Below are 24034 nucleotides of genomic sequence, written 5' to 3'. Positions count from 1 at the left end.
TCCGTTGGCCTGAAGCTATTCAGTGCGGTTATCTAAAGAATACCTGTTCTGCCCCTCAACATTATGTGCGAGACGGCTTTCGCTCCGCATGCGCCAGTATCAGGCCACTACAAATCAGCAGGCCAACTCCCAACCAAACAAACTCATCCGGGATCTCGTTGAAGACCAGGTACCCGATGATTGTTGCAGAGATAATCTCCACGTAATTGATCGGCGCAAGAACCGAAGCAGGCGCTCTTTCAAAGGCTTTGACCAATAGAACATGCGCAAACAGACCGGCTCCGCCAAGGCAAAACAGAAACAAAACAGGCAATGTGAAACTGGCAGTTTGATCTGCAATGATCAGATCGCCGCCAAAGCCACTCAGCCCCGCGTAGATGATGATCGGCAGGATCAGGATGGTCCCGGCAAACCCGGTCGCAAACTGGATCGCCAGCTGCGAGGCTTGCCCGGAGAGCTTCCGCGTCAAAATGAGATAGCAGGCAAATGTGAACGCGGCTGCCAGCATGAGCAGGCTCGCCGGATGGAACACACCTGTGCCCGGCCGCATGATGACAACAACACCCGCAAAGCCGATCAAAACTGCTAACCAGCGTTTCGGACCAACCCGTTCCTTCAGGAGGACGGCAGACAACACCACCAGAATGACCGGCTGCACAAAAAAGATAGCTAGCGCATCTGTCAGCGGCAGAAACTTCAGGGCAAAGACGACAAAGACTGATCCCAGCGCCAACAGCAATCCGCGGCAGAACAGCGGAAGGGTGGTTTCTTTGAGTAGGCTGTACCAGCTGCGTTTCTGAAACAGTGCAATCACCAGAATGATGAAAAGCTGCACGGAAAATCGAAAAAAGGAGATGGTTAATGGTGAGAAAAACTCGGAAAGATACTTCACCACCCCATCAGTGCTCGAAAGAATGAGCAACCCGAACACCATCAACAACACGCCATGCAACACACTATCGGAGCCGCCTGTCCCGCCCCGTATGGTCACTGATGTCATGATGTCTCTTTCTGGGTTCTGGACCGAAGAGCACCCCGCACTTTGATTGTTCATTGTTGGGGGGTGTTCAGTAAATTGCGATTCAGGAGAGCATTACAGCGGCTTCGTTGACTGCCGCAACGCTCTAGGAATCGGTGTTAAGCATCTGATCCAGATGTGAAAGCGGTCGCATGGAAGCAATCATCGCGCGCGCTTCTGCACTATCCTGATCCATCTGGCTAATTAAGCCTTCAATGCCGTCAAATTTAAGTTCGGCCCGGATAAAGCCGATAAAGCAGACGGTGACCAGCTTTTCATACAAATCGCCGCTAAAGTCAAACACATGCACTTCAAGCAGTGGTGCGCCATCATCAAAGGTCGGGCGGCGACCAAAGCTCGCCACACCGTCATGCATCAGACCGTCAATCTTGACCTGAACCGCGTAAACGCCTTCCATCAACTCGCAATTATCAGCAAGCTTCAGGTTGGCAGTCGGATACCCCAACTCACGGCCACGCTTTTCGCCATGCTGAACGGTCGCCTCAACAAAATAGCGGTATCCCAGCAAACCATTCGCCGTCGCCAGATCACCCTTCGCAAGAGCCTCACGAATGCGGCTTGAGGAAATCACCTCGCCGCCTTCATCGCCTTCTGCTCCAACAATGGTCACCGTAAACCCATTGGTCTCACCAGCTTCGCGCAAAAACTCAGGCGTTCCCTGACGGCCTTTGCCAAAGTGGAAATCATATCCGGTGATGCTCTGCGAAATTCCCAGACGCTCAACCAGAATATTCTTCACAAAATCCTCCGCAGGCATACTGGCGAACTCTTTCGTAAAAGGCAGCTCAATCACACCATCCAGATGTTCCGCTTCAAGGATCTCTGCTTTGATGTGGCTTGGCGTCAACCGAAACACCGGCTGATCTGGCCGGAAGAACGTCCGCGGATGCGGCTCAAACGTCATGGCAAGGGCAGGGACGCCGCGCTTGGCAGCCTCATCCCGCGCTAAATCAAGTACAGCCCGGTGCCCGCGATGCACACCATCAAAATTCCCGATTGCGACAACACCGCCGCGCAGTTTGTCAGGAAACTGCGCTAGGTCGGTAATATGCTGAAAAGAATGCGCCTGTTTGACCGGCTCACCCATGAACTGTACTTCCCGCTAGAGCGTACTCCCGAAAGGCGGTTCCGGTTTTCGGATAAGAATACGCGTGAAAATGAAGATCCAGAGTCTGGTGCACAAATGCTTAGAGCGCAACATACTCTAAATTTCTAGAATTTTGCGAGACGGTGCCGTGTGGAGCCCGCCCCGTCAAGCTCTTCAGAGAAGGTTTGCTGGACCGGACACAAGAAACTGCAAGTTCTTCGCAGGAAATTTCAATTAAAGGGGGATATCCATTTCTGCCTGAGCAGGGACTTTCACCATTGCTTCCCCTTCCAGAACCACCTTGCCGTCCACCAGACATTTGCAATCCAGCCGCGCGCGGCAGCCCTTATCAATCAGCTCTGCAACGCTCACCCGAACCTCGATATCGTCGCCGATATACACAGGCGCGCGGAAATTTAAAGATTGAGACAAATAAATTGCACCTGGGCCCGGAAGCCGTGTGCCAAGTACGGCTGAGATAAGGCTCGCGGTATAAAGGCCGTGAGCAATACGAGTTTTGAATGGGGTTTTGGCCGCAAAGTGCTCTGACAGGTGGATCGGGTTTCGATCACCCGAAACCTCCGCGAAACCGACAATGTCCTGAGAGCTGACGTGCTTAACAAAAACTTCGGTCATGCCGACGGAAAGGTCTTCATAGGCAAGCGGACGGAGGCTGAGCATGGTGTTTCCTCGGATTAACCACAGGCATTATTGCCTGTAAAACGCGGAGAAAAGCTAGTAACCAGGCCCATAAAAAACAATTAGGCTTTTAGCATTATTGAAATCGTATTAGAGAAATTAACCTAACTATAACGTAGCGCGGTTAATTTCGCGAAGTTGAATTGGTGGGGACCCCTTTTTTGGAAGGACACCTGCGTCCGGTGTGACCGAACAATGTCGTGGTCGCCGTGAGTATAGCAGAGAGGCAACGGCAGCCTCTTGAGAATATGGAGTTGTACATGGCCCTTGATCTTCAGATGCCAATTTTGGTCGTCGATGATTATAAGACCATGATTCGAATCATTCGTAACCTGTTGAAGCAACTGGGCTTTACGGACATCGATGATGCGGCTGATGGCACTGAGGCCTACGAGAAGATGAAGCAGCGTCGCTATGGCCTGATTATCTCGGATTGGAACATGGAACCGATGACTGGCTACGAGCTGCTTAAGCAGGTCAGACAGGATGCGGCTCTGACGAAGACGCCATTCATCATGGTTACAGCTGAGTCTAAAACGGAAAACGTGATCGCTGCGAAAAAGGCAGGGGTTAACAACTACATCGTTAAGCCGTTTAACGCGCAAACGCTTAAGGGCAAAATCGAAGCGGTTTTCGCTGACTAATTTGCCTTGCGCACAATTTGAAGAACACGGGCTGGGGTGAGGACGCCTTATGGAATGCGCCCCAACCCTTCTGTGCACCCAACTGACCGATTTACAAGGTCGGGTAGAGCTCTGAACTGGCGGACAAGTTAGCTTGCTGGCGGAGACGTTCCCTACTTAGGTAAAGGGAAGAGTGTTGTTTTGAGCAAAATTGATATTCAGCAACTCATAGACTTTTTGGAAGAAAGCCGTGAGAAATCGAGCGAAGTTACACTCACTGATGTGATGGGTCTTGCCGAGGTTATGACAGGGTCAATGGGGGACATCATTGAACACGTCCAACCTGCGGTGACCTTGGAACTGGCAGAAATCGGCGCAGAAATTGCTCGGATGAAAGCCGAGATCAGCAAGCTTCGTGTCGCGGATATGAGAGATAACCATATACCTGAAGCTGGCCGGGAGCTGGATGCTATTGTTTCCTCAACCGAGGAGGCAACGCACACAATCATGGAAGCAGCTGAAGCCATCATGGCTGCTGACCCGGACGATACCCAAGCCTATCAGGACACCGTCAACAATCAGGTGATGGAGATCTTTCAGGCCTGTGCCTTTCAGGACATCACTGGTCAGCGCATCTCCAAGGTGGTTAATACGCTGAACACAATTGACGAGCGTGTGTCTAACTTTGTTGAGCGCTTGCGCCTCAAGCAGGAAATTGAAGATAGCCCTCTTGAAGAAACCGAGGAAGAGCGCCGCAAGCGTGAACTGATTCTTCACGGGCCTCAGCAAAAGGGCGAAGGTGTCTCTCAGGATGAGATCGACGCAATGCTCGGAGACGTACAGCAAGACGACATCGACAAGCTGTTCGCCTAACTTGATCGCGCTCGGCGAGTGGGCAACATCAGCCCTCAATAAAGAGGCAAAAGCAGTTTGCTCACTCAGAAAAGACGCAGACTGCTTTGCAATATATCCGGTAAGTTGATGCCGGCCTTCTCACAAGGCTCGATTAAAATCAAAAATCTGGTTCAGTTCCAAGCTAAAACCGCCGCACGATCACCAGTTCAGACGTTCCATAAAGCTGTGCACCTGCAGCCCTTCGTTCTTGAGCATAGTGCCAACCGTATTGGCACCACTAGACAGATCTGCTGCATGAATACCACCGGTTAGAAACAACGCGCTAATGCCCTGTGCGTTTGCGCCTCTGATGTCTGTCGGCAGACCATCTCCAATCGCTAGAACTTCGGATTTCTCAAGCGCTCTGCCCGCATGTGCATTAAGCTTGGAACACGCCATATCGTAGATCGGATGGTGGGGTTTGCCTGTAATAATGACCCGTCCGCCCATTTCCTCATAAAGCTTTGCCAGAGCGCCAGCACACCAGACCAACTTGTCGCCTTGTTCGGCAACAATGTCTGGGTTGGCACAAATGAGAGCCAGATCAAGCTTCAAAAGCTCCTCAAAATGGGAGCGGTAGTCCTCCGGCTCTTCCACCCGCCTGTCGTTCAGGCCTGAGCAAACAACAACATCCGCAGCCTCAGGCGCCACAAAGTCAAAGCTGCTGCCGTGAAACAAGTTATGATTCTTTTCCGGACCGATATGATAGACTTTTGCATGGTCCATGGCCCGAAGATCCGCCTGAACCACATCTCCTGACGAGACAATCGAATCGTAACAGGTTTCAGGAACACCCAAGCCCCGCAGGTGCTCTGCAATCTCATTGGCAGGACGGGGCGCATTGGTAATCAGCACGACAGGTCCGTTATAATGGGCCTTATACGTCTCAAGCGCTTCAATTGCTGCAGGATAAGAGCTCACCCCATTATGTAAAACACCCCAGACATCACATAGAATGCCATTGAATTGATCTGCGATCTGGCCAAGGCCGGTGATTGGGGATTGCTGCTTCATATGAGGTTCTCTTGGAGGAAACTTGGATACGCTCTTGAAAAAAGAGTAGACTTGAGCCAAATCCTCATAGCTTGAGCTGGCGGCGGCGGCAAGTAGATATCATCACCGCACCCCGCATTGATACTGGACGCAAATCTCTGTCACAAATTTGATTTGGATGCGCCATGTATTAAGCATGACAATGTTTTAAGACGGAGCGGTTATGGCGGTAAGACAACTTAGCGATACGACGATCAACAGAATTGCCGCTGGTGAAGTGATTGAGCGGCCAGCAAGTGTCGTCAAGGAGCTGGTTGAAAACGCGGTCGATGCCGGGGCTACGCGCATCGAAATCGTAACAGCCTCCGGTGGCAAAAGCCTGTTGCGCATAACGGACAATGGCGCCGGTATGACGAAGGAAGACCTGCAACTGGCAGTCCGACGCCATTGCACGTCAAAACTGCCTGAAGATGACCTCATGGACATCCGCACCATGGGTTTTCGCGGAGAAGCGCTGCCCTCCATTGGCGCGATCTCGCGGCTTGAAATCACAACACGCCATGTCTCCGAACCACACGCCTGGAAGATTGAGGTTGAAGGCGGTCAGAATCACGACATTGAACCGGCAGCCCTGAACTCCGGAACGCGAGTAGAAGTAAAGGATATCTTCTTCTCCGTGCCAGCACGTCTGAAGTTCCTGAAATCCGACCGCGCCGAAGCAACCGCAATCACAGAAATCATTAAGCGCATCGCCCTTGCCAACCCAACAGTGCGCTTCACACTCTCCGGTTCCGATCGCCGCCAGCTGGAGCTGCCAGCCTGTACGGGAGATGACGCAGATCTGGCCCGTATCGGCCAAATCCTCGGGGCCGAGTTCACAAAGAACGCCATGGAGATCGAGGCATTGAGAGAAGGTGTCCATCTTTACGGTTATGCAGGCCTGCCAACCTTCCATCGCGCCAACTCCCAGCACCAGTTTTTCTTCGTCAATGGCCGTCCCGTTCGAGATAAGTTGCTCTTAGGCTCCCTGAAGGCAGCCTATTCTGATGTGCTTTCACGGGACCGCCATCCAATTGTCGTGCTGAACATCGATCTCGACCCGCATCAAGTGGATGTGAACGTTCACCCGGCTAAAGCAGACGTGCGCTTCAGAGACGGCCAGCTCGTTCGCGGACTAATGATCGGTGCGCTTAAAAATGCCTTCGTACAATCCGGTTTCCGCGCCTCCACAGCTAACACCCAATCTGCCATCAACGCGATTCGCCCAATGGGCCAGAGCGCAGGCTTCAATATTCATTCAGGTGCATCAGTACATACACCCCAAGGCCACCGGGAAGCGCCACAAAACTATTCCTGGGAGCAATCCTCCTATCGGCCTGAGCAGCAGATGACAGGAGCTTGGAGTGCTACCGATATTCCAGAAGCTGGATCGAGCGAAACACAGCTAGGCCTGATGGAAGCAACAGCAACCTATACGGCTCCACCCGAGCATGGACTTGCACAGCCATCGGTAGGTGCACCAACTTACCATCAGGTTGATGCTCCTTCAGCTGATTCACGAGCTCACGTGCATGAGCTTCCCGAGGATCGCGAGAGTTTCCCGCTTGGAGCTGCAAGAGCACAGATCCACGAAACCTACATTGTCTCGCAAACCAAAGACGGGCTGGTGATCGTAGATCAGCACGCCGCGCATGAGCGTCTTGTCTATGAGCAACTCAAAGAGGATCTGGCAAAACGCGATGTATCGCGCCAAATGCTCCTCATCCCGGAGATTGTAGACCTGCCTGAAGAAGATGTCGCGCGTCTGGAAGAACGAGCACCCGAATTGGAAGAGGTCGGCCTTGTCCTGGAACGATTTGGTCCGGGGGCAATTGCGGTCCGAGAAACTCCGTCAATGCTCAGGCGGTTGAACATCAAGGCGCTGGTGCAAGACCTGGCGGATGACTTTGCAGAGTATGATAGCTCGACTCGCATTCGGGAAAAGCTGGATCTAGTGGCTGCAACGATGGCCTGCCACGGCTCAATTAGAGCGGGACGGAGAATGCGTCCGGAAGAAATGGACAATCTGCTTCGTGACATGGAAGCAACGCCAAAGTCCGGTCAATGCAATCACGGCAGACCAACATGGATTGAGCTGAAGCTCTCCGATATCGAGCGCCTGTTTGGACGGCACTAATTTTTAAAGCAAAAAAACCAGAAGGGGCGGATCAATGATCCGCCCCTTCCAGTTCGTATTCTCGACTACACTAGGTAATCGATGGGTTCTGACATGTGGCCTCAGAAGTCCCGTTGAACACGGAGTAGGATTGCAATGATGTTTTGGCCACCAAACTCATCAACTGGGACATCTTCAAACTGGTTAAAGTCCTCCTGGAAGATGAAGCCCCTATCAACGTTCCGGTAGGCAACCTCAGTACCAATTTCGAAGCCGCTTACAGGTACCCAACCGATCTTACCAACAACATCCCATTGGTCCTGGTTCGGCAGGAATTTCTGGTTAGCATGAGCGAAGGAAGCCTGAATTGCTGCATTCCACTCTGGAGTGAAGTCAGCTCGGAAGCCACCGGCAATGGACCAACCGGTAGCAAGGCCGTCCCCATCGGTAGTCAGATCTGTTCCGTCAAAGAGAATGTTCTGCCAGTCACTGTTAACGTAACCAAGTGCACCTTGCGCCCAGGTTGCCTGAATAACACCCTGGAAGCCGGAGAACCAGTTGGTGGTGAACCATGGAATATCAAATTCCACACCACCACCGACGGCCCATCCAAGTTTACCAGATGGGAAGGCTTCAAGAAAACGAACCTCGGTCAATGCACCCATGATCTGTGCTGAGCCCCAACCCTGATCAAGTCGGATGTTTCCAACAAGGCTTGGGAAGCGCATACCGCCGTAACCCTGGAAGAAGAAGCGTGGGTCTTGATATTCACCAACAAAGAGGTCTTGCTGACGAGCAGTCCTGTCTTCCACAGATATGCTGGAGGACAAGCCGTTACCCAGATCGAAGGTATAACCGCCGAGCCAGAGGTTTCGGTCAGAATACGCAACGGTAGTGATCGCACCATATGCATAACCGGTCCAGAAGTCATAGAAGGACTGTGCACGACCAATGGTCATACCGCCAAACTGCACGAACGCAAAGTCAAGCGTCGGAACAGTGTTATCCTGCTGAACTCCAAACGAACCGACCGGGTTATTCACGTTCGGATCTGAGCTGTCGGTTTGTATAAAGCCTGGCGTATCCACTGTCGCGAAGAAATCAATGTACGCGCGAAGCAGACCATATTCTGTTTGAGTGCGAGCATCGAAGCGGAGGTAACCACGTGCACGAGTGGATGTGTCATTTCTTGTCCGGTCAGACCAGTCACTTGGGCTGTCCCCAAAGTTATTGAAGCGGTATTCAGCACGAACACGACCTCGGATTCTCAAACAGGTATCAGTGCCTGGAATAAAGAAATATCCAATACCGTAGGCGTCACATATCTGGACGTATTCTACGGGCTCCGGCGCAACGGGAAGATCGGCTGCAAGGACCGGAGTGGCACTCATCATAAGCGCTGCTGCGGCGCTAGTTGTAAAGTGGCGCATAATTCGACTCCTATCGGGTTGAAACCCACTCCTCAAACAAGGTTAATAGACAAAACTACTTAAGGCGGCCCAGTGCTGCCTAAGCAAAACTGATTTTATTTTTGTGTACGCGAATTCCCTGCAGCAATTGATGCCAGTACATCCTTATAGATGCAACAATAACTCTCAAAATAACGTAGAGTTATCAAGCTAATCGAAACTGCTGTTTCATTCCTGCAACGCTTTTCCCCCTAAATAGGTAGATGTTACAAACTAAATATAGGGGTACATTTTAGCGAATTAAGTACCTGTTATTGTTCATTAAAAAGCCGCTACATAGATTCCAAAGGCACTCTTATATGCAACCTGCGTCTCTCGAATCAAAGCCTAGAGTGCGGCCAGTATCAGGATAAAGCCAAATTCCCTGATAAGTATAGTGGTAGTATTAGCAAGTATTAGTGGTAATTGGCTTGTTTGCGCTGTTTTGGGGAATTCTGCGTTCTTTTGAGGTTTGACGCGTTCCTATGTGAAGTGTGAGCCGCGCTCGCGTAGATCCTCACATTTCACGTCGCAGGTACCACTTCAGACCCGATCCGCCACAAACACCCCAGCCTCAGCCCGCCCGCCCGCTCCTCGCAGTACGACTCGGCCCAGAAGTGGCGCTGTTCACCGCCCCAACAAACCGGCACCACAGGGGGGGCGGGGAGGAGGACCATCAGCCCAACAAAAAAGGCCTTCCCGAAACCGTACCGGGAAGGCCTTTTGTTACTCATTATATATATGGCCCTCTGGCCTACATGCCGGTGTACCGCACAACGAGGATCTGACTGTCGCCTGCATGGCGCGCATCCAAGCCCTCAAATCCATCGGGGATCACCGGCGAAACACTTGCATCCTCTTCCCAGATGCAAAGCGCGCCTGCGTTGAGCCAGCCACCTGCCGCAGCACTCGCCAGAGCCTTCTCGCCCAGCTCGTTGCGGTAAGGAGGATCCAGAAACACCAGATCGAACGGTGCCATGGTGCCCACCTGACCGAGCGAGGTCGCATCCCGTCGTAGAATTTTTGTGGCGCCCATCAAACCTGTGGTCTCCACATTCCGGCGGATCAAACCACGCGGCTCAACTGCGTCCTCAACAAACACGCAGTACTTCCCGCCGCGGCTCATGGCCTCCAGACCAAGCGCGCCGGTCCCTGCAAACAGGTCCAGAACGCGAGCGTCCTGAACCGGATTGCCGTAGGAATGAGCGAGCACATTGAAAATGGTCTCTCTCATCCGGTCACTGGTAGGCCGTGTATTTTGTGTCTTGGGCGTAGCGAGTGCAGTTCCCCGGAAGCGTCCAGCAACAATTCTCACGATCTCTTGCCACCCTTGTTTCCGCGAGGTGCGCCAGAACGATCACCACCTGGGCGACCACCGCGCGCTTTATCTCCACCAAAGTTCTTACCAGAACGTGGGCCTTTGCTGAAGCCCGGCTTGCCACCATCACGGCCACCTTCGCGCGGACCTTTGCTGAAGCCACGCTTGTCGCCATCACGGCCACCTTCGCGTGGACCTTTGCTGAAGCCACGCTTGTCGCCATCACGGCCACCCTCGCGTGGACCTTTGCTGAAGCCCGGCTTGCCGCCATCACGGCCACCCTCGCGTGGTCCTTTGCTAAAGCCGCGCTTGTCGCCATCACGGCCACCTTCACGTGGACCTTTGCTGAAGCCACGCTTATCGCCGTCACGACCACCGTCACGCTTATCGCCGCGAGGTCCCTTATTGAAGCCGCCGCGCTTTTCATCGGAGGGCGCATCATCGCGGGAGCGACGGTTTGAGAAGCGACGCTCACCTGGTGTTGGACCGGTATCGCCGGAATAGCGCGCATTGTCTGCCGGGTTGAAGCCACCACCGCGACGGTCGTCACGTTTTGGAGCATCTGCCTCAGCCGTGCGTTTTTTGCCGCCATGGGCAACGTCGAAATCACCGCGTTTGGTGCGGGTGCCAAAACGACGCTCTTCTGGCTTGCGCTTTGCAGCGCTCTGCCTGCTATCGTCTTCGTCAAAACTTGGAGTGTAGGTATCTACGCTGCCATCAGCACTGAAGACACGGCGAGGTTTGCCGTATGAACCACGTTCGTTGCTGCCATAACGCGATGGGCCAGCCTGACGATCACGATCACCGAACGACTTACGCTCACCGCGATCCCGGTCGCCAAATGACTTACGCTCGCCGCGGTCACGGTCACCGAATGACTTGCGCTCGCCAAAGGTTGGCTTCACGCCAACGCGCTTGCGGCCACCAAACGGGTTCTGCTCAGAGCCCTCGCCATCCTTCTTGTCTCTGTCCTGACGCACGGGTTTTGTTTTGTTCTTGGCAAGAACAGCCGCCGCATCCTTGGCGCTGATCCAGCCAGCACCAGCTCCGCCAGAAGACTTTCTCTTTTTCTTCTGTTCGGCTTGCTTGCTCGTACGGGTATCCATCTGGTTGACGATAGGTGCGTCAAAGTCCAGATCGGCTTCAGAAACAAGGCGTTCGCCCAGCTGATCGCGCAGCACGCGGCCACGGATTTCCTGTACCTCGCTGTCACCAAGGTCGCCCAGCTGGAACGGGCCAAAGGAGATACGGATCAAGCGGTTCACGGAAAGATCAAGGTGTTCAAGAATACGCTTAACTTCGCGGTTCTTACCTTCGCGCAGGCCAATGGTCAGCCAAACATTGTCACCCTTTTCAGTGTCCAGCGTCGCTTCAATAGCGCCATAAAGAACACCGTCAATAGCAACACCGTCTTTCAGTGCATCCAGCTGCTCTTGAGTCACCTTGCCATAAGCGCGCACACGGTAGCGGCGCAGCCAGCCAGTGGCAGGCAATTCAATCACACGGGAAAGACCACCGTCATTGGTCAACAGCAGCAGACCTTCGGTGTTGATGTCCAGACGGCCAACAGTAACGACACGCGGCATGTCAGCTGGCAGAATGTCAAAGACAGTCTTACGGCCCTCAGGGTCTTTGTTGGTGGTGACCGTGCCCCGTGGTTTATGGAAGAGCCACAGACGGGTTCGTTCGCGGGTCGGCAAAGGCTTGCCGTCAACGATAACCTTGTCCTTCTGGGTCACGGTAACAGCTGGGGTGTCCAGCACTTTGCCATTCACGCTGACACGGCCTGCTTCAATCCAGGTTTCAGCTTCACGGCGAGAGCACAGACCAGCACGTGCCATTGCCTTGGCAATGCGTTCGCCCGAAACGGTCACTGTCTGGTTCTGTTTTTTTTCGCCGGAGGATTTCTTGGTCTGCTCGCCGGATTTGCGGGGGGAGCTAGTTGGTTTTTTACCGCTGTTTTTCATTGGCTCTTGCCCGGCGAACCGGGGCCTTTAACTTTCTACACTCTGCACAGATACACTGGATAAGCACACATAGGCGTCACCGCCTTGGCTGGCCAGCAGTCTGTCAGATGCCACACAATATTCGAATGTCGTTAGAGCGCATTCGGTTTGATTGGATCCAATCAGACGACAAGAATTCGCTCAAAAGAAAAGAAGTCGGACCACGCCGCGTGAATACATTCAAAACGCGGGCGTGTTCTAGGCACGGTCATAACCTAACCGGCGCCCGTTGGCAAAGGGGCAAAAGCAGATGATGGTTTTTTTTTCAATTTTGCGAAATCAACCACTCAGCCTCATTGACAAACGATCTTGGGTTGGGGGCAGAACAAAAAGCGGCTGGCTGGCAAACTGAGCGTGATGCACCACGTTATCTTTGGTTTTGCGGGTCTTTCTCGCAAAAACTGGCTTCCACTTCTCCGCCAGACGCACTAGCTTGACGCACATGAAGACACCCACATTGAAGTCCGACTATATGGATCTGGCGCTGGAGGAAGCCCGCGCAGCAGAAACGCGCGGCGAAGTTCCCATTGGCTGCGTTGTCGTCAAGGATGGAGAAGTTCTCTCATCTGCTGGCAACCGCACGCTGGAGCTGAACGACCCGACCGCCCATGCAGAGGTGCTGGCTATTCGCGAAGCGGGAAAGCAGCTCGGCTCCCAGCGACTGGAAGGCTGCGATCTTTACGTGACGCTGGAACCATGCCCAATGTGTGCAGCTGCAATTTCCTTTGCCCGCATCCGCAGGCTCTATTACGGGGCAGGGGACGCCAAAGGCGGCGGCGTAGACCACGGCGTCCGCTTCTACTCCTCCCCCACCTGCCACCACACCCCCGACGTCTACTCCGGTCTAGCCGAAACCGATGCAGCCGCAATGCTGAAGACGTTCTTTCAGGGAAAGAGGGATTAAATGGAGCCCGCGCCTTAACTGAGTTATGCTTTGAATCATTAGTTGAGGTTTAGAGTATTAGAATTATGCATTTCCGTTATCAAAAAATCATAATGCAGGCATGGCTCGTCTTCATTGTATGCCTCCATTCTTCTCACGTCTTTGCCGGTAACTTTGAAACTACCTTGGCATTGGCCAAGGGTGGGGGGGCTGATTCCCAAGTACGGCTTGGCGAGATGTATTTTGATGGGAAGGAAGTCCCAAAAGACTATGCTAAGGCGTTAAAGTGGTTTCGGTTGGCTGCAGATCAGGGAAATGCTAGTGCCCAGTTCAGTTTGGGGACGATGTACAAGAATGGTCAGGGAGTTCCTCAAGACTACACACAAGCAATTGCGTGGTATCGCCTAGCTGCTGAACAACAAAACGGTTTTGCACAAAACAACCTAGGTACCATGTATGAAGTTGGACAAGGTGTGCCGCAAGATTACGGTGAAGCTGTAAAGTGGTACCGGTTGGCAGCTGATGCCGGAGAGATGGCTGCGTGGTACAATCTGGGAAAAATGTACTACCTTGCGCAGGGCGTCCCGCAGAACTTGGAGACTGCAAGAGAGTTGTGGTTTCTAGCTGCAGCACAAGGACACATCGTTGCTCAACATAATCTCGGGTTACTTTACAACTACGGCATCGGTGTACCCGAAGATAAGAACGAAGCAATCAAATGGTACCGCCTTGCGGCGGATAATGGGTATGCTGACGCGCAGGTGAACCTTGGTGTGATGTATGATCATGGCGAAGGCGTACCAAAGAGTTATGCTGATGCAATGAAATGGTGGCGCCTTGCTGCTGCGCAAAGTCATAGATATGCCCAGTTTAATCTTGGACGCAAATATCTGTATGGAGAGGGTGTTGCAAAAGATGATGTTAAGGCAGTGAATTTGTTTCGTCTTGCAGCAGAACAGGGTTTAGCCGAAGCGCAGTTTCACCTTGGGATGATGTATGATGACGGTCGCGGAATCCACAAGGACCAAGTCAAAGCAAACGAATGGTATCTGCTTGCTGCTGAGCAAAACCACGCTGGTGCGCTCTATAATCTTGGGAAGTCATTTGCTGACGGTCAAGGTGTTCCTCAGAGTGACGCAGAAGCGCAAAAGTTTTGGTGGCTTGCAGCAGAGCGAGGCGACTTCAAAGCACAAAATGCTCTGGGAATACTATTTGTACAAGGCAGGATTGTGCAACAGGACTTTAAGCGTGCATACGTTTGGTTCTCAATCGCTGCAGCGAGCGGAAGCGATAACGCTCTGCAAAATATGAACAAAATCGCACAGGAACTTACATTACAGGAGTTTAACGAAGCTAAGCAGGAAGCAGCAGAATTTCTTGCTAAGATGAAAAGCGAATGAGGCTCTAGCTTCGTTACGTCCTTTAAGTTCCTGCCTTCATCAAACGCTGTGTTAGAAAAGACCTTCTTCCAGGGAAAGAGGGATTAACAATGTAAAATTCTGCCCTGCCTTTCCTCCGATAGCGCTTATATCTGCTGTGTTTACTATTGCTCTTGTTGAGTCTGAGTCTGGTTGCATTTCAAATGTTTGATTCAGGAAGAAAACATGCAGCGCGCCTATCTGATAATGGTATTGGGTGCCATTTTAGCCTCTGTACTGGGGCTTTCGGTATTCCATGTACCTGAACCTCACCTGCAAAGGGTGGAGGAGGAGATGCGGCGTGCGCAGGTCGACTTCTATTTCCTCATGGGGAGTTTGTACGCACGTGGCGTGGTTTTTGAGAAGAACCTCGCTGAAGCTGTTGAGTGGTATCGTCTTGCAGCAGACGAGGGCCACGCGAGAGCACAAAACACCTTAGGAGCTATGAACTTCCTCGGGGTTGACGGACAGCAGGATTATGAAAGAGCTGCAAATTGGTATCGCTTGGCGGCGGAGCAGGGGTTAGCCGAGGCACAATATAATCTCGGCCTCATGCACGAAAAGGGATTTGGCTTTCCGCAGAACTATGCTGAGGCAGTTAGATACTATCATTTGGCAGCCAAGCAAGGTGATGTGGCTGCGCAGACCAATCTTGGAACTATGTATGCCGAGGGCCGCGGAGTGCTACAAAACTACCGCGAGGCAGCAAACTTTTATCGCCTCGCTGCCGAACAAGGTTTTGAGGTTGCTCAACTTAATCTGGGTTTCTTGTACCAGAAGGGCAACGGTGTGCAGCAGGATTTCACCGAAGCTGCAAGATGGTACCGGCTATCAGCAGAACAAGGCAATGCGACCAGCCAGCTTAATCTTGGCATCATGCTCGCCAATGGGCAGGGTGTAGAGCAAGACTATCTCGAAGCCGCAATATGGTTGCGCATGGCAGCGACGCAGGGGCATGTTCCCGCGCAGATCAATCTGGGGGCCCTCCATGCAACCGGCATGGGAATGCCGCAGGATTACAAATCCGCATATGCCTGGCTTTCGCTGGCGGCAACATCTGGCAGCGCAACGGCACTACAAAGACGAGAGGAAGTGGCAAAAGTGCTGACTACAGAGCAGCTGAACCTCGCCAAGATAGAAGCTGCAACACTGATCATAAAGATGAAAAACAAATGAGGCACTTGCTTTACAGCCCCTCCTAAGCCGTCCGCTTCGCCGCAATCAGTGAACCACCTGCAATAGCAAGCGCAGCGACCACAATATTGGCTGCAAGAGTCCCTTCACCAAACACGATCAGCAGCAGTGTCGAGATCAGTGGTGCCCCATAGGCCAGCACGCCGAGCAGCTGAACATTGCCGTGCTTGACCCCAAAATCCCACGTATAAAACGCGATCCCGACTGGCCCCAAACCTAAGCCAATCACAGCAATGACCTGAGTCAGATTGGCAGGAACAGCTGTTGTCTCCCAGAGGAAATGCGAGAGCCAGCCCAATACGGAGGTCAAAGCGCAATAGCCGATCACCGCATCAGAGGAGGTGCTCTTGATCAAACGGCTCAGCACGGAGTAGCTGGACCAGATCAACGCGCACCCCGCAGCGGCCATATAACCGACCATATACTCCCACTGTAGATTGCCCGCAGTAGTGCCCCAGCCCAGCAGAACCCAATAGCCAGCCAGCGCAATAAATGCCCCCGAAATATGCCGTTTACTGATCATTTCACCGGGCAAAAACGCGGAAAAGAGTACGATGAGAAGCGGCCAGATATACGCAATCAACCCGGCTTCAACCGCAGGCGCATTCTGCAATGCAACGAAATAAAGCGCATGAAACCCAAACAATCCCCCCACACCCAGCAGCCAGGCGGAGAATGGTATCTTGAAGGCCGAACGCAGATCAGCCCTCCCGCTCAGCAACTTACCGGAGAGTATGAGCGTGGCGACCGTAAACGTCATAGCCAACAGCTGGAACGGAGGAAACTGATCCCCCGTAAGTTTCGTGAGGACCGCAAGAGTACCCCATAAGATAACAGAGATGCTCCCAATCATAGTCGCAGCGTTTGTCTTGCCTGCTCTCTGGTTCTGTAACATGTAATAATTCCGCCTGCACAAACGAGGGGCCAGTTGCCCCAAAAGATTCCACTGCCGTTCTGAAGCTCCCGGCAGAGCAGCGCAGATCATGCCCCATCACCGACCATTTACACTTAGGCAAATCAGGAAATTGATTTTCTTTTTGAGATTTGTGGGCCTACGCTGTATCCCTTATGGAGCTGTCAGCGTAACAAGCACCCGCACGATGAGTTGAGATCTGGAAGCAGAACATGTCGTTTCAAGCTGTTATCCGCGAATATGACCGGTTGGAACTCGGGCACCGCCACGCGTTCGCACAGGCCGTTATTCCGCTTCACGGCGAGATGAATATCGAGATTGGAGGCCGCTTCAGGGAGCTGAAGGTCGGCTCTGTCGGCCTCATCGCACCTGAAACCTTGCACGATAGCGAAACCACTTCCGGCAGCCGTTTCCTCATCATCGACGTGAGCGACAAAGCTGCCGTCTCCCGCTTCTTTCGCAATGCCCACGACAGCCAGCTTGATCTGTCCCCCCTCGCGCTCAACTACCTGAACTTTGTTGCGTCACTCACTGATACGTTCAAGTCCGACGCTGTTGGCGCCTCGTCTATCCTAAACACCGCCCTCGAACTGGCAACAGGCAGAGGAACAGAAGCAACTGCAGCTGGCGAAAGACTACACAGCGTCAAAGAACAGCTCACCGCACGCACAAAAATCTCGGAGCTTGCGAGGGAGGAAGGGTACTCGGTCAGCAGCCTGCAAAAGAAACTGAAAGCATCCTTCGGCAAATCCCCAAAACAGCTGCAACTGGAAATGCGGCTGGACAAAGCGCTGGACCTGCTTCGCTCCTCCAATCAATCCATCACCTCCATCAGCTTTCAGGTCGGCTACGAAAACGCATCCTCCTTCACGAACATCTTCAAAAAACACGTCGGCCTGACACCCTCACAATACAGAGCCCAATACCGCGCCTCCCTGACAAGCCACAACTGAAGCGCTCGCCGTCACAGCATAGCCTTTCTTTTACGTAAATCCTCCCATTTGCACCCTCCGCTTTACTCTCTGTTTTGTAACGGAAAGATCGATCCAACCCACTGGCAACGCAGCGGGTATACTTGCTGTGAGAAAGGTCTCCCGAAACATGGAGAGGGACCAAAGCAACGGCGGATCAGGTATCTATATGCTGGAATTCAACAGCCACACCAATCACCCCAAACCCTCAGAGCGAGAATGGGCGCTGCAGGCCATCAAGAACATCGAGGCTGACTACCGCCGCTCCGCCGACACCCACCTGATCAAGCTGAATATCCCCAAGCTCACCAAAGCGGGTATTGATCTCTACCTCAAAGACGAGAGCACCCACCCAAGCGGTAGCCTCAAACACAGGCTGGCGCGCTCGCTTGTCCTCTACGGTATCTGTAACGGCTGGATTAGGGAGGGTATGCCAATTGTTGAAGCCTCCTCTGGCTCAACGGCGATCTCGGAGGCCTACTTCGCGCAGCTTATCGGCAATCCGTTCGTCGCCATCGCCCCGAAGGCAACCGCTACCGGTAAGATCCGCGAGATTGAAGCGCTGGGCGGGGAGGTCCATCTGGTGGAGCCCCGCCAGATCTACAGGGAAGCGGAACGGCTCGCGGCAGAACTAGGCGGTCATTACGTGGACCAGTTCACCTATGCCGAGCGCGCCACCGATTGGCGCGGCAACAACAACATAGCGCAAAGTCTTTTTTCGCAAATGAAACTTGAGCGCTTTCCGGCCCCCAGATGGGTTGTTATGAGCGCCGGCACAGGTGGCACCACGGCCACCATTGGTCGTTACATCAGGCTCCATACGGAAGACTACGCCAACACCCAGCTCTGCGTGGTCGATCCGGAAAACTCGGTATTTCATGAGTTCTATCGCAATAGAGATCACAGCATCACCAGAAGCAAACCCTCACTCATTGAGGGGATCGGCAGACCAAGAGTGGAACCTTCCTTCCTACCGGATGTGATTGATCGCATGCTCGATATCCCCGATGCCGCAAGCATTGCAACAATCAGATGGTTGGAAGGCGTTATTCTGCGCAAATGTGGAGGGTCAACAGGAACGAACCTTTATGGGGCACTGGCGCTGGCAAAAGAGATGATGCAAAACGAAGAAGACGGCTCGATCGTTACCCTGCTTTGCGACAGCGGAGAACGCTATCTGGACACACTCTACAATGACGAATGGGTCGCCAGCAAAAAGCTTGATATCCTGCCTTATATGCAGAAACTGATTGATTTTACTGAGGTTGATGGGCACGCCAAAATCATAGGAACTTCTGCCCATTCATGCACGCCTCCTCTACGATGACCTGTGGGATGTAGCGGGCAATTCCTCCACATTATCTGATGTGTTTGTGTAACACGGAGCTGATCTATGGTTTGCGGCCAAAAACCTGCGGTATGTTTAGTGCCTGCTGGGACATTGAAGTATCAACGTTTTGGAATATGTCCTGCAAGTCTTCAATTTGCTGTTCACTTGCGATCCCTTTTTCCAGAAGACCAGACCGCAGCTCCTTGGAAAGCGCCAGATAAATCATCTCGAAATACTTTTTTTGGTTGGGCGTAAATACATAATTCTCCGCTCGAATGTTCCGAAAGCCAATTGACTCCATACTGGCGGGTAGACGGTGCCGCGTATAATACGGGTGCCCACCTGCTGCACGCACAAGTAACCATATCCAAATCGCAAATCGCTTTTGCCAACATTCAGTGTCTGTTCCGCGAACAGGTGTATATTCTTCTTCTACAAACAACCACCCAGAAGGCTTAAGTGCTTCAAAGAGTTTGGAAACTATAAAAGTTGGATCACTTAAATGCTTAAGTACGCAGCGAGCATGAATAAGATCATATTGCTCTGGTGAATAATCGAAATCAAAGGCATCGGTGCAAATAAAGCTGATATTCTGGATGTTGCGTGACTTGGCTTGCTCAGGCCCAAAGGCTAAAAGTTCCTCCGCAACATCAAAGGCGGTGACGTGTCCGTCGGGAAAGACTTCCTGAGCAAAGTAACAGGCGGTATCGCCAATGCCGCAGCCAACTTCTAGAACCTCCATGTCCGGCCTCAACGGTAACTCCGATAAGCCATGTTCCGTCGCTGGCTGCAAAACGTCGTTGAATAGCCTGTAACGCCAGTAAGAGCTTTTATCGCTCCCATGTGTGTAATGCGTAGGGGAAGCGGATAATGACATTTGCTAGTCCTATCGAAGCTTTTCTTTTTCATTTCTCGATAGATAGGTATTTTGGCGAGCCTAAGTCGGAAATACTATAAGAGCGACTTAGTCAAACGAACTTAGTTTGAATCTCGTCGGATGCCAGCTCTCTTGCTTCTTTCTCCTTCAATGGGCGAAACACTACACCTCCTGCAAAATCACGCCCGCCTGAGGGATTTTGAAATAGAAACAGGAACAGCCTTGCTGGTGGGCGTACCTGATTGGTCACCGGTTGAAGAGACCGGAACCAGAACATTCACCTCCGGAAAGTAGGAGGCAACACACCCCTCCGGTATGTCATAGGGCACCACCTGAAACCCTAGGGCCTGACGGGTCCGACCATCTTCGTTCATCCCGCGCAAATCTACCCTGTCACCCTTGGAAATGCCCGCCCGGCGCATATCAATCGGGTTCATGAAAACTACTTGCCGCCCACCGGAAATGCCCCTGTAGGGATCGTTGGACGTGTAAATGGAGGTGTTGAACTGGTCGTTGGCGCGCAAGCTTTGCAAGGTGAATGTAAGTTTTGAGGCTTTTGCGGTCTGCTGGGCTGAGGTCGCAAGTGGTAAAGAGCTGGCGGAAAACTCCGCCTTACCGGAAGCAGTCGCCCACCGCCGCCCCGCAATCGGGTTGCTCAGAGAAAAGCCACCGGGGGTTCGTACCCAGCCGTCAAATCCGGCAAACACGGGTAGAACCTCTTCGATCTTCTCTCGTATCTGGTCATAGTCATTTATGAGCTGGCTCCAGTTGATCTTCTGCGAGCCGAGCGTTGCTCTGGCAAGTCCGGCAACAATTGCCAGTTCTGACATCAGGAGATCAGAGGCCGGCGGATTGACACCAGAGGAGCTGCGCACTCTGGAAAAGATGTCTTCAATAGTCACCATCTGCTCCCCGGAACGTTGCTCATCACGCTCGCTGCGTCCAAGGCACGGCAGAATGTAAGACAGAGCACCAGTCATCAAATGGCTGCGGTTCAACTTGGTCGCAATGTTCACCGTCAATCGGCACTTCCGCAGTGCTTCTTCAGTCAGATCTGTATCCGGCGCCGAACGGGCAAAATTGCCTCCAAGACCAATGAAAACGCGCAGTTTGCGGTCATGCATCTGTTTGATGGTGTCCACCACATCCGTTCCGCGGTCGCTGGGCGGGTCAAAGGTGAACGCTTGTTTCAGAGCATCGAGGAGGTCCGCGCTGGGGCGAGAGGTTAGGCCCATACGTCGGATGCCCTGTGTATTCAAATGGCCCGGCATCGGACAGGCCCCGGCACCGGCCTTGCCCACATTGCCGCATAAGAACAATAGGTTCATGATCTCACGAATGGTCGCAACCGAGTGTTTATGCTGGGTAAGGCCTGTGCCCCAGGTGATGATGGGTTTGTCAGATTGCAGATAAATCAGTGCAGCTCTCTCAATCTGATCACGGGAAAGGCCGGACTGGTCCTCAATCTCTTTCCACGGCGTTAATTCCAGTGCCTTCTCATAGGCCTCGAAACCAGCGCAATGCTCATCAATAAAGACCCGATCGATCAGGCTGTGCGTGAGAATGCGCTCATAATCCCAGGCAAGAATGGCTTTCACCATGCCGCGCACCGCCGCCATGTCACCGCCAAGCTTGGGGGTAAAGAAGTGGCTCGCCACAGGGGAGGAGCCAAGCCGCATCATCTCAAGTGGGTTTTTTGGATCGGCAAATCGCTCCAGCCCACGCTCTTTAAACGGGTTAAAGGAAACAACATGGGCACCGCGCCGGGTGGCTGCGCGCAGCACAGGCAGCATACGCGGATCGTTTGCACCCGGATTGTGTCCAAACACAAAGATGGCATCGGCTTTGCCGAAGTCTTCCAGACTGACGCTCCCGCAGCTGCTGCCGATTGCTTCCTCCAGTGCAATGCAGCTGGCCTCATGGCACATGTTGGAGCTGGAGGGAAAGTTGGTGGTCCCGTAAAGACGACCAAAGAGCTGGTAGAGGAACGCCGCTTCATTGCTGGCCCGTCCGGAAGCGTAAAACACCGCCTGTTTCGGATCCTTCAGGGCGCGCAACTCAGCACCAATTTCCTTAAAGGCTTCCGCCCATGTAATTTCGCTGTAGCGATCAGTAAGTCTGTTGTACCGCAGTGGCGCGGTGAGGCGTCCCAGATCCTCAAGCTCAAAGTCAGAGAGTGTCCGCAGCTGGGAGACCGTGTAGTCCTGAAGCAGCGCTTCGGTGACCTTTTTGTCGGTCATCTCCGCAGCCACGGCTTTAACGCCGCTTTCGCAAAATTCGATGGAGGAGGTTTTTTCAGGGGCAGTCCAAGCACTGCCCGGGCCAACAAACCCGTCTGGCTGGTTGATTTGCCGAACGCTCTGCAAGGCCGGAAACAGCGAAGTGTTTTGCATCAAAGCCTGACCGCAACGCCACACTGCACCCCAGCCACCAACGGGAGCTGTTGATTTCTTTGCAATAATACTGTCGGACACCCCGGACTCCTCAGGCTCTTAAAACGCCATGAACTTGATGAGTCGTTAGCTATAGCGGGTGAAGCTGTATCCACGGTTGCAGCTAAATAGGTTTAAACAGTTCTCTTGTGCCAATTTGACCGCAAGATCGCTTGGCGTTGCCATAACCGCAAGGGTGCCTACACGGGCACTGACGGCCTTTTGCACCAGATCGGAGCTGCAACGGCTTGTTGTGATCACCAGATCAACCGGTTCACCGCTGCGGGCACCGGCACCAAGGGCCTTGTCCATGGCGTTGTGCCGGCCAATATCTTCCCGCACCGCCAGAATTTGATCCCCGCAGCACACGGCGGATGCATGCAGGCCCCCACCGTAAATACCATTGAGCGTCTGTTCGGCCTGCATAGCCTCAAACGTGGTGCTGATGCTCTCCGTCTTAGGCGCAGGTTGTGGAGAAAGCGGCGTAAGCGTGCGCAACGCAGCGCGGATGCTGTCAAGGCCGCATAGGCCGCAGCCGGAGGTACCCGTCAGCAGGCGCTTACGCTTGATGGCGGTGAAAAACGGTTCATCATCGATATCCAGATTGACACTGATCCCTTCCTCACCATGCTCGTGCAAGGTGAGGCCGTGAACCTCCTGAATGCCTGAAACAATTGTCTCGCTAATGGCAAAACCAACGGCGAAGTCCTCTAGATCTCTGGGGGTTGCCATAAACACGGCAAAGCCTTCTCCGTTCAGTGTCACCGCAACCGGCACTTCGGGAGGAAGCTTTCTGCTATCAGCAATTGATGCTTGCCTCTCAGGGTCCAGAATAGACAACCCAGGCTCCACTTCTTTCTGTTCTTTCTAGGAGATTAGGTAGTTCTCGATCTTCCGGTCAAGCTCAACCTTTACTTCTTCACGAAGCCCCGCGCTATCTTCGAGGATCTCACGCGCCTTCAAAAAATCAAGTACCTGATATTGCTTAATATTCGGGAAAATTGAGAGATCAGGTGGTCGCATTTTCAGTTTTTCCTGAGAAATGGTCTGCATCAGGATCTGAGTTGCACCGAATACACTCTCGGTTGCGCTGGGCGACTTGCGCTTTTCGGGTTTTCGGGGGGTGCCCACCACATCCACCGCAATGACAATGTCACAATCATCGGGCAGCACATCAAAGGGCAACGGGTTTACGACACCGCCATCAATGAGGACCGTGTCGTTGAGATGTACCGGCTTGAAGACAAAAGGAATGGCAATACTTGCAGCAACCGCATCAACCAGACTGCCTTTTGAAAAACGCACTTCCTCGGCTTTGTAGTAGTCAGCGGCAATCGCCTGAAACGGGATGGAGAGCTCCGAAAAGTCGTTCTTCAGCACTTCACCCACAAAGACTTCAAGCACACGTTTGGAGTTGAACTGACCGAAAGTGCTGCCAGCACCCAGCAAATCTGCAAAGCGCTTGGGCATACTCACTTCAACCAGCTTGCCCAGAACCTTCTTCCACTCGCCAAGCGTTTCCAGCGTGTAGGCCTCCAGCTGGTCACCACTCATCCCGCCCGCATATCCGGCACCAACCAAGGCGCCAATAGAGGTGCCGGTAATGGCGTGCGGAGTCAGCCCCATGTCATCAAGCGCTTGCAAGACAACAATATGGGAGAGGCCACGGGCACCTCCGCCGCCAAGGGCGAGACCTATCTTGGGAGTGCTCATCGAAGGTGTGTTCCTTGAATTGCTATCATTCGAAAATATAG

20 protein-coding genes are annotated in these 24034 nt (G+C 52.9%); 8 read left to right on the top strand and 12 right to left on the bottom strand.

The window, feature by feature from the left end; genetic code table 11:
• Nucleotides 1-61: 61 nt before the first annotated feature.
• The 3 genes from IE076_RS04060 to IE076_RS04050 all read right to left on the bottom strand — a co-directional run bounded on the left by IE076_RS04060 (nucleotide 62) and on the right by IE076_RS04050 (nucleotide 2807).
• Nucleotides 62-1000 carry a DMT family transporter gene (locus tag IE076_RS04060; protein ID WP_189435441.1) on the bottom strand — a complete coding sequence of 313 codons (939 nt, stop codon included), beginning with the start codon at nucleotides 998-1000 and terminating at the stop codon, nucleotides 62-64.
• Nucleotides 1001-1124: 124 nt separating this feature from the next.
• Complete coding sequence (locus IE076_RS04055; RefSeq protein ID WP_189435440.1) at nucleotides 1125-2126, bottom strand: bifunctional riboflavin kinase/FAD synthetase; 1002 nt, start codon at nucleotides 2124-2126, stop codon at nucleotides 1125-1127.
• Between the two features lie 234 nt (nucleotides 2127-2360).
• Nucleotides 2361-2807, bottom strand: coding sequence for a MaoC family dehydratase (locus IE076_RS04050; protein WP_189435439.1), 447 nt, complete (start codon nucleotides 2805-2807; stop codon nucleotides 2361-2363).
• Between the two features lie 278 nt (nucleotides 2808-3085).
• On the opposite strand from IE076_RS04050, the gene IE076_RS04045 reads away from it, so the two are divergent.
• Together IE076_RS04045 and IE076_RS04040 are read left to right on the top strand one after the other, a co-directional pair.
• Nucleotides 3086-3469, top strand: a complete 384-nt coding sequence (locus tag IE076_RS04045) for a response regulator (protein ID WP_054664680.1) — start codon at nucleotides 3086-3088, stop codon at nucleotides 3467-3469.
• A gap of 180 nt (nucleotides 3470-3649) precedes the next feature.
• Nucleotides 3650-4321: a protein phosphatase CheZ gene (locus IE076_RS04040; protein ID WP_189435438.1), complete on the top strand. Its 672-nt coding sequence runs from the start codon at nucleotides 3650-3652 to the stop codon at nucleotides 4319-4321.
• A 180-nt stretch (nucleotides 4322-4501) separates the two neighbouring features.
• Here the strand turns inward: IE076_RS04040 and IE076_RS04035 are convergent, their stop codons facing one another.
• A complete protein-coding gene (locus IE076_RS04035) occupies nucleotides 4502-5356 on the bottom strand; it encodes a TIGR01459 family HAD-type hydrolase (RefSeq protein WP_189435437.1) in 855 nt (284 codons plus the stop codon).
• Nucleotides 5357-5558: 202 nt separating this feature from the next.
• Here IE076_RS04035 and mutL point away from each other — a divergent pair, with 202 nt between their 5' ends.
• Complete coding sequence (gene mutL, locus IE076_RS04030; RefSeq protein ID WP_189435436.1) at nucleotides 5559-7511, top strand: DNA mismatch repair endonuclease MutL; 1953 nt, start codon at nucleotides 5559-5561, stop codon at nucleotides 7509-7511.
• A gap of 101 nt (nucleotides 7512-7612) precedes the next feature.
• Here mutL and IE076_RS04025 read toward each other — a convergent pair whose 3' ends face one another.
• From IE076_RS04025 to IE076_RS04015, 3 genes are all read right to left on the bottom strand, one after another.
• Nucleotides 7613-8920: a porin gene (locus tag IE076_RS04025; RefSeq protein WP_189435435.1), complete on the bottom strand. Its 1308-nt coding sequence runs from the start codon at nucleotides 8918-8920 to the stop codon at nucleotides 7613-7615.
• A gap of 772 nt (nucleotides 8921-9692) precedes the next feature.
• Entirely contained in the window at nucleotides 9693-10253 is a 561-nt protein-coding gene (gene rsmD, locus IE076_RS04020) for a 16S rRNA (guanine(966)-N(2))-methyltransferase RsmD (protein WP_189435434.1), read from the bottom strand.
• Entirely contained in the window at nucleotides 10250-12223 is a 1974-nt protein-coding gene (locus IE076_RS04015) for a pseudouridine synthase (protein ID WP_189435433.1), read from the bottom strand. The genes rsmD and IE076_RS04015 overlap by 4 nt, the downstream gene beginning before the upstream one ends.
• Nucleotides 12224-12734: 511 nt before the next feature.
• Between IE076_RS04015 and IE076_RS04010 the strand changes: the two genes are divergently transcribed.
• From IE076_RS04010 to IE076_RS04000, 3 genes are all read left to right on the top strand, one after another.
• A complete protein-coding gene (locus IE076_RS04010) occupies nucleotides 12735-13166 on the top strand; it encodes a nucleoside deaminase (RefSeq protein WP_189435625.1) in 432 nt (143 codons plus the stop codon).
• A 65-nt stretch (nucleotides 13167-13231) separates the two neighbouring features.
• Nucleotides 13232-14545 carry a tetratricopeptide repeat protein gene (locus IE076_RS04005; RefSeq protein WP_189435432.1) on the top strand — a complete coding sequence of 438 codons (1314 nt, stop codon included), beginning with the start codon at nucleotides 13232-13234 and terminating at the stop codon, nucleotides 14543-14545.
• A gap of 204 nt (nucleotides 14546-14749) precedes the next feature.
• Nucleotides 14750-15739 carry a tetratricopeptide repeat protein gene (locus tag IE076_RS04000; protein ID WP_189435431.1) on the top strand — a complete coding sequence of 330 codons (990 nt, stop codon included), beginning with the start codon at nucleotides 14750-14752 and terminating at the stop codon, nucleotides 15737-15739.
• 22 nt (nucleotides 15740-15761) lie between these two features.
• On the opposite strand, the gene yddG is transcribed toward IE076_RS04000, so the two are convergent.
• A complete protein-coding gene (yddG, locus tag IE076_RS03995) occupies nucleotides 15762-16652 on the bottom strand; it encodes an aromatic amino acid exporter YddG (RefSeq protein WP_189435430.1) in 891 nt (296 codons plus the stop codon).
• Nucleotides 16653-16882: 230 nt separating this feature from the next.
• Between yddG and IE076_RS03990 the strand changes: the two genes are divergently transcribed.
• Both IE076_RS03990 and IE076_RS03985 read left to right on the top strand, forming a co-directional pair.
• Nucleotides 16883-17623, top strand: coding sequence for a helix-turn-helix domain-containing protein (locus IE076_RS03990; RefSeq protein ID WP_189435429.1), 741 nt, complete (start codon nucleotides 16883-16885; stop codon nucleotides 17621-17623).
• 148 nt (nucleotides 17624-17771) lie between these two features.
• The gene (locus IE076_RS03985; protein ID WP_244649583.1) at nucleotides 17772-18968 is read left to right on the top strand and encodes a PLP-dependent cysteine synthase family protein; all 1197 of its coding nucleotides are present in this window, start codon (nucleotides 17772-17774) and stop codon (nucleotides 18966-18968) included.
• Between the two features lie 64 nt (nucleotides 18969-19032).
• Here the strand turns inward: IE076_RS03985 and IE076_RS03980 are convergent, their stop codons facing one another.
• The 4 genes from IE076_RS03980 to IE076_RS03965 all read right to left on the bottom strand — a co-directional run bounded on the left by IE076_RS03980 (nucleotide 19033) and on the right by IE076_RS03965 (nucleotide 23993).
• Nucleotides 19033-19848, bottom strand: coding sequence for a class I SAM-dependent methyltransferase (locus tag IE076_RS03980; RefSeq protein ID WP_280514288.1), 816 nt, complete (start codon nucleotides 19846-19848; stop codon nucleotides 19033-19035).
• A gap of 179 nt (nucleotides 19849-20027) precedes the next feature.
• Complete coding sequence (locus tag IE076_RS03975; protein ID WP_189435427.1) at nucleotides 20028-22322, bottom strand: FdhF/YdeP family oxidoreductase; 2295 nt, start codon at nucleotides 22320-22322, stop codon at nucleotides 20028-20030.
• 45 nt (nucleotides 22323-22367) lie between these two features.
• Nucleotides 22368-23120, bottom strand: coding sequence for a formate dehydrogenase accessory sulfurtransferase FdhD (gene fdhD / locus IE076_RS03970; protein WP_189435426.1), 753 nt, complete (start codon nucleotides 23118-23120; stop codon nucleotides 22368-22370).
• Between the two features lie 27 nt (nucleotides 23121-23147).
• A complete protein-coding gene (locus tag IE076_RS03965; protein ID WP_189435425.1) occupies nucleotides 23148-23993 on the bottom strand; it encodes a patatin-like phospholipase family protein in 846 nt (281 codons plus the stop codon).
• Between the last annotated feature and the right edge of the window lie 41 nt (nucleotides 23994-24034).

This window comes from Pseudovibrio japonicus (assembly GCF_014651595.1).
Taxonomy (GTDB): Bacteria; Pseudomonadota; Alphaproteobacteria; order Rhizobiales; family Stappiaceae; genus Pseudovibrio; species Pseudovibrio japonicus.
The sequence above is the reverse complement of the archived record's forward strand: the minus strand, read 5'-3'. Positions and strand labels throughout refer to the sequence as shown.

Coding starts and splice junctions, on each gene's coding strand:
- IE076_RS04035 (WP_189435437.1), bottom strand. CDS start 5,356: ATGAAGCAGCAATCCCCAATCACCGGCCTTGGCCAGATCGCAGATCAA.
- IE076_RS03990 (WP_189435429.1), top strand. CDS start 16,883: ATGTCGTTTCAAGCTGTTATCCGCGAATATGACCGGTTGGAACTCGGG.
- IE076_RS03980 (WP_280514288.1), bottom strand. CDS start 19,848: ATGTCATTATCCGCTTCCCCTACGCATTACACACATGGGAGCGATAAA.
- mutL (WP_189435436.1), top strand. CDS start 5,559: ATGGCGGTAAGACAACTTAGCGATACGACGATCAACAGAATTGCCGCT.
- IE076_RS04010 (WP_189435625.1), top strand. CDS start 12,735: ATGGATCTGGCGCTGGAGGAAGCCCGCGCAGCAGAAACGCGCGGCGAA.
- IE076_RS03985 (WP_244649583.1), top strand. CDS start 17,772: ATGGAGAGGGACCAAAGCAACGGCGGATCAGGTATCTATATGCTGGAA.
- IE076_RS04005 (WP_189435432.1), top strand. CDS start 13,232: ATGCATTTCCGTTATCAAAAAATCATAATGCAGGCATGGCTCGTCTTC.
- IE076_RS03965 (WP_189435425.1), bottom strand. CDS start 23,993: ATGAGCACTCCCAAGATAGGTCTCGCCCTTGGCGGCGGAGGTGCCCGT.
- IE076_RS04015 (WP_189435433.1), bottom strand. CDS start 12,223: ATGAAAAACAGCGGTAAAAAACCAACTAGCTCCCCCCGCAAATCCGGC.
- IE076_RS04025 (WP_189435435.1), bottom strand. CDS start 8,920: ATGCGCCACTTTACAACTAGCGCCGCAGCAGCGCTTATGATGAGTGCC.
- IE076_RS04045 (WP_054664680.1), top strand. CDS start 3,086: ATGGCCCTTGATCTTCAGATGCCAATTTTGGTCGTCGATGATTATAAG.
- IE076_RS04050 (WP_189435439.1), bottom strand. CDS start 2,807: ATGCTCAGCCTCCGTCCGCTTGCCTATGAAGACCTTTCCGTCGGCATG.
- IE076_RS04060 (WP_189435441.1), bottom strand. CDS start 1,000: ATGACATCAGTGACCATACGGGGCGGGACAGGCGGCTCCGATAGTGTG.
- yddG (WP_189435430.1), bottom strand. CDS start 16,652: ATGTTACAGAACCAGAGAGCAGGCAAGACAAACGCTGCGACTATGATT.
- IE076_RS04000 (WP_189435431.1), top strand. CDS start 14,750: ATGCAGCGCGCCTATCTGATAATGGTATTGGGTGCCATTTTAGCCTCT.
- IE076_RS04055 (WP_189435440.1), bottom strand. CDS start 2,126: ATGGGTGAGCCGGTCAAACAGGCGCATTCTTTTCAGCATATTACCGAC.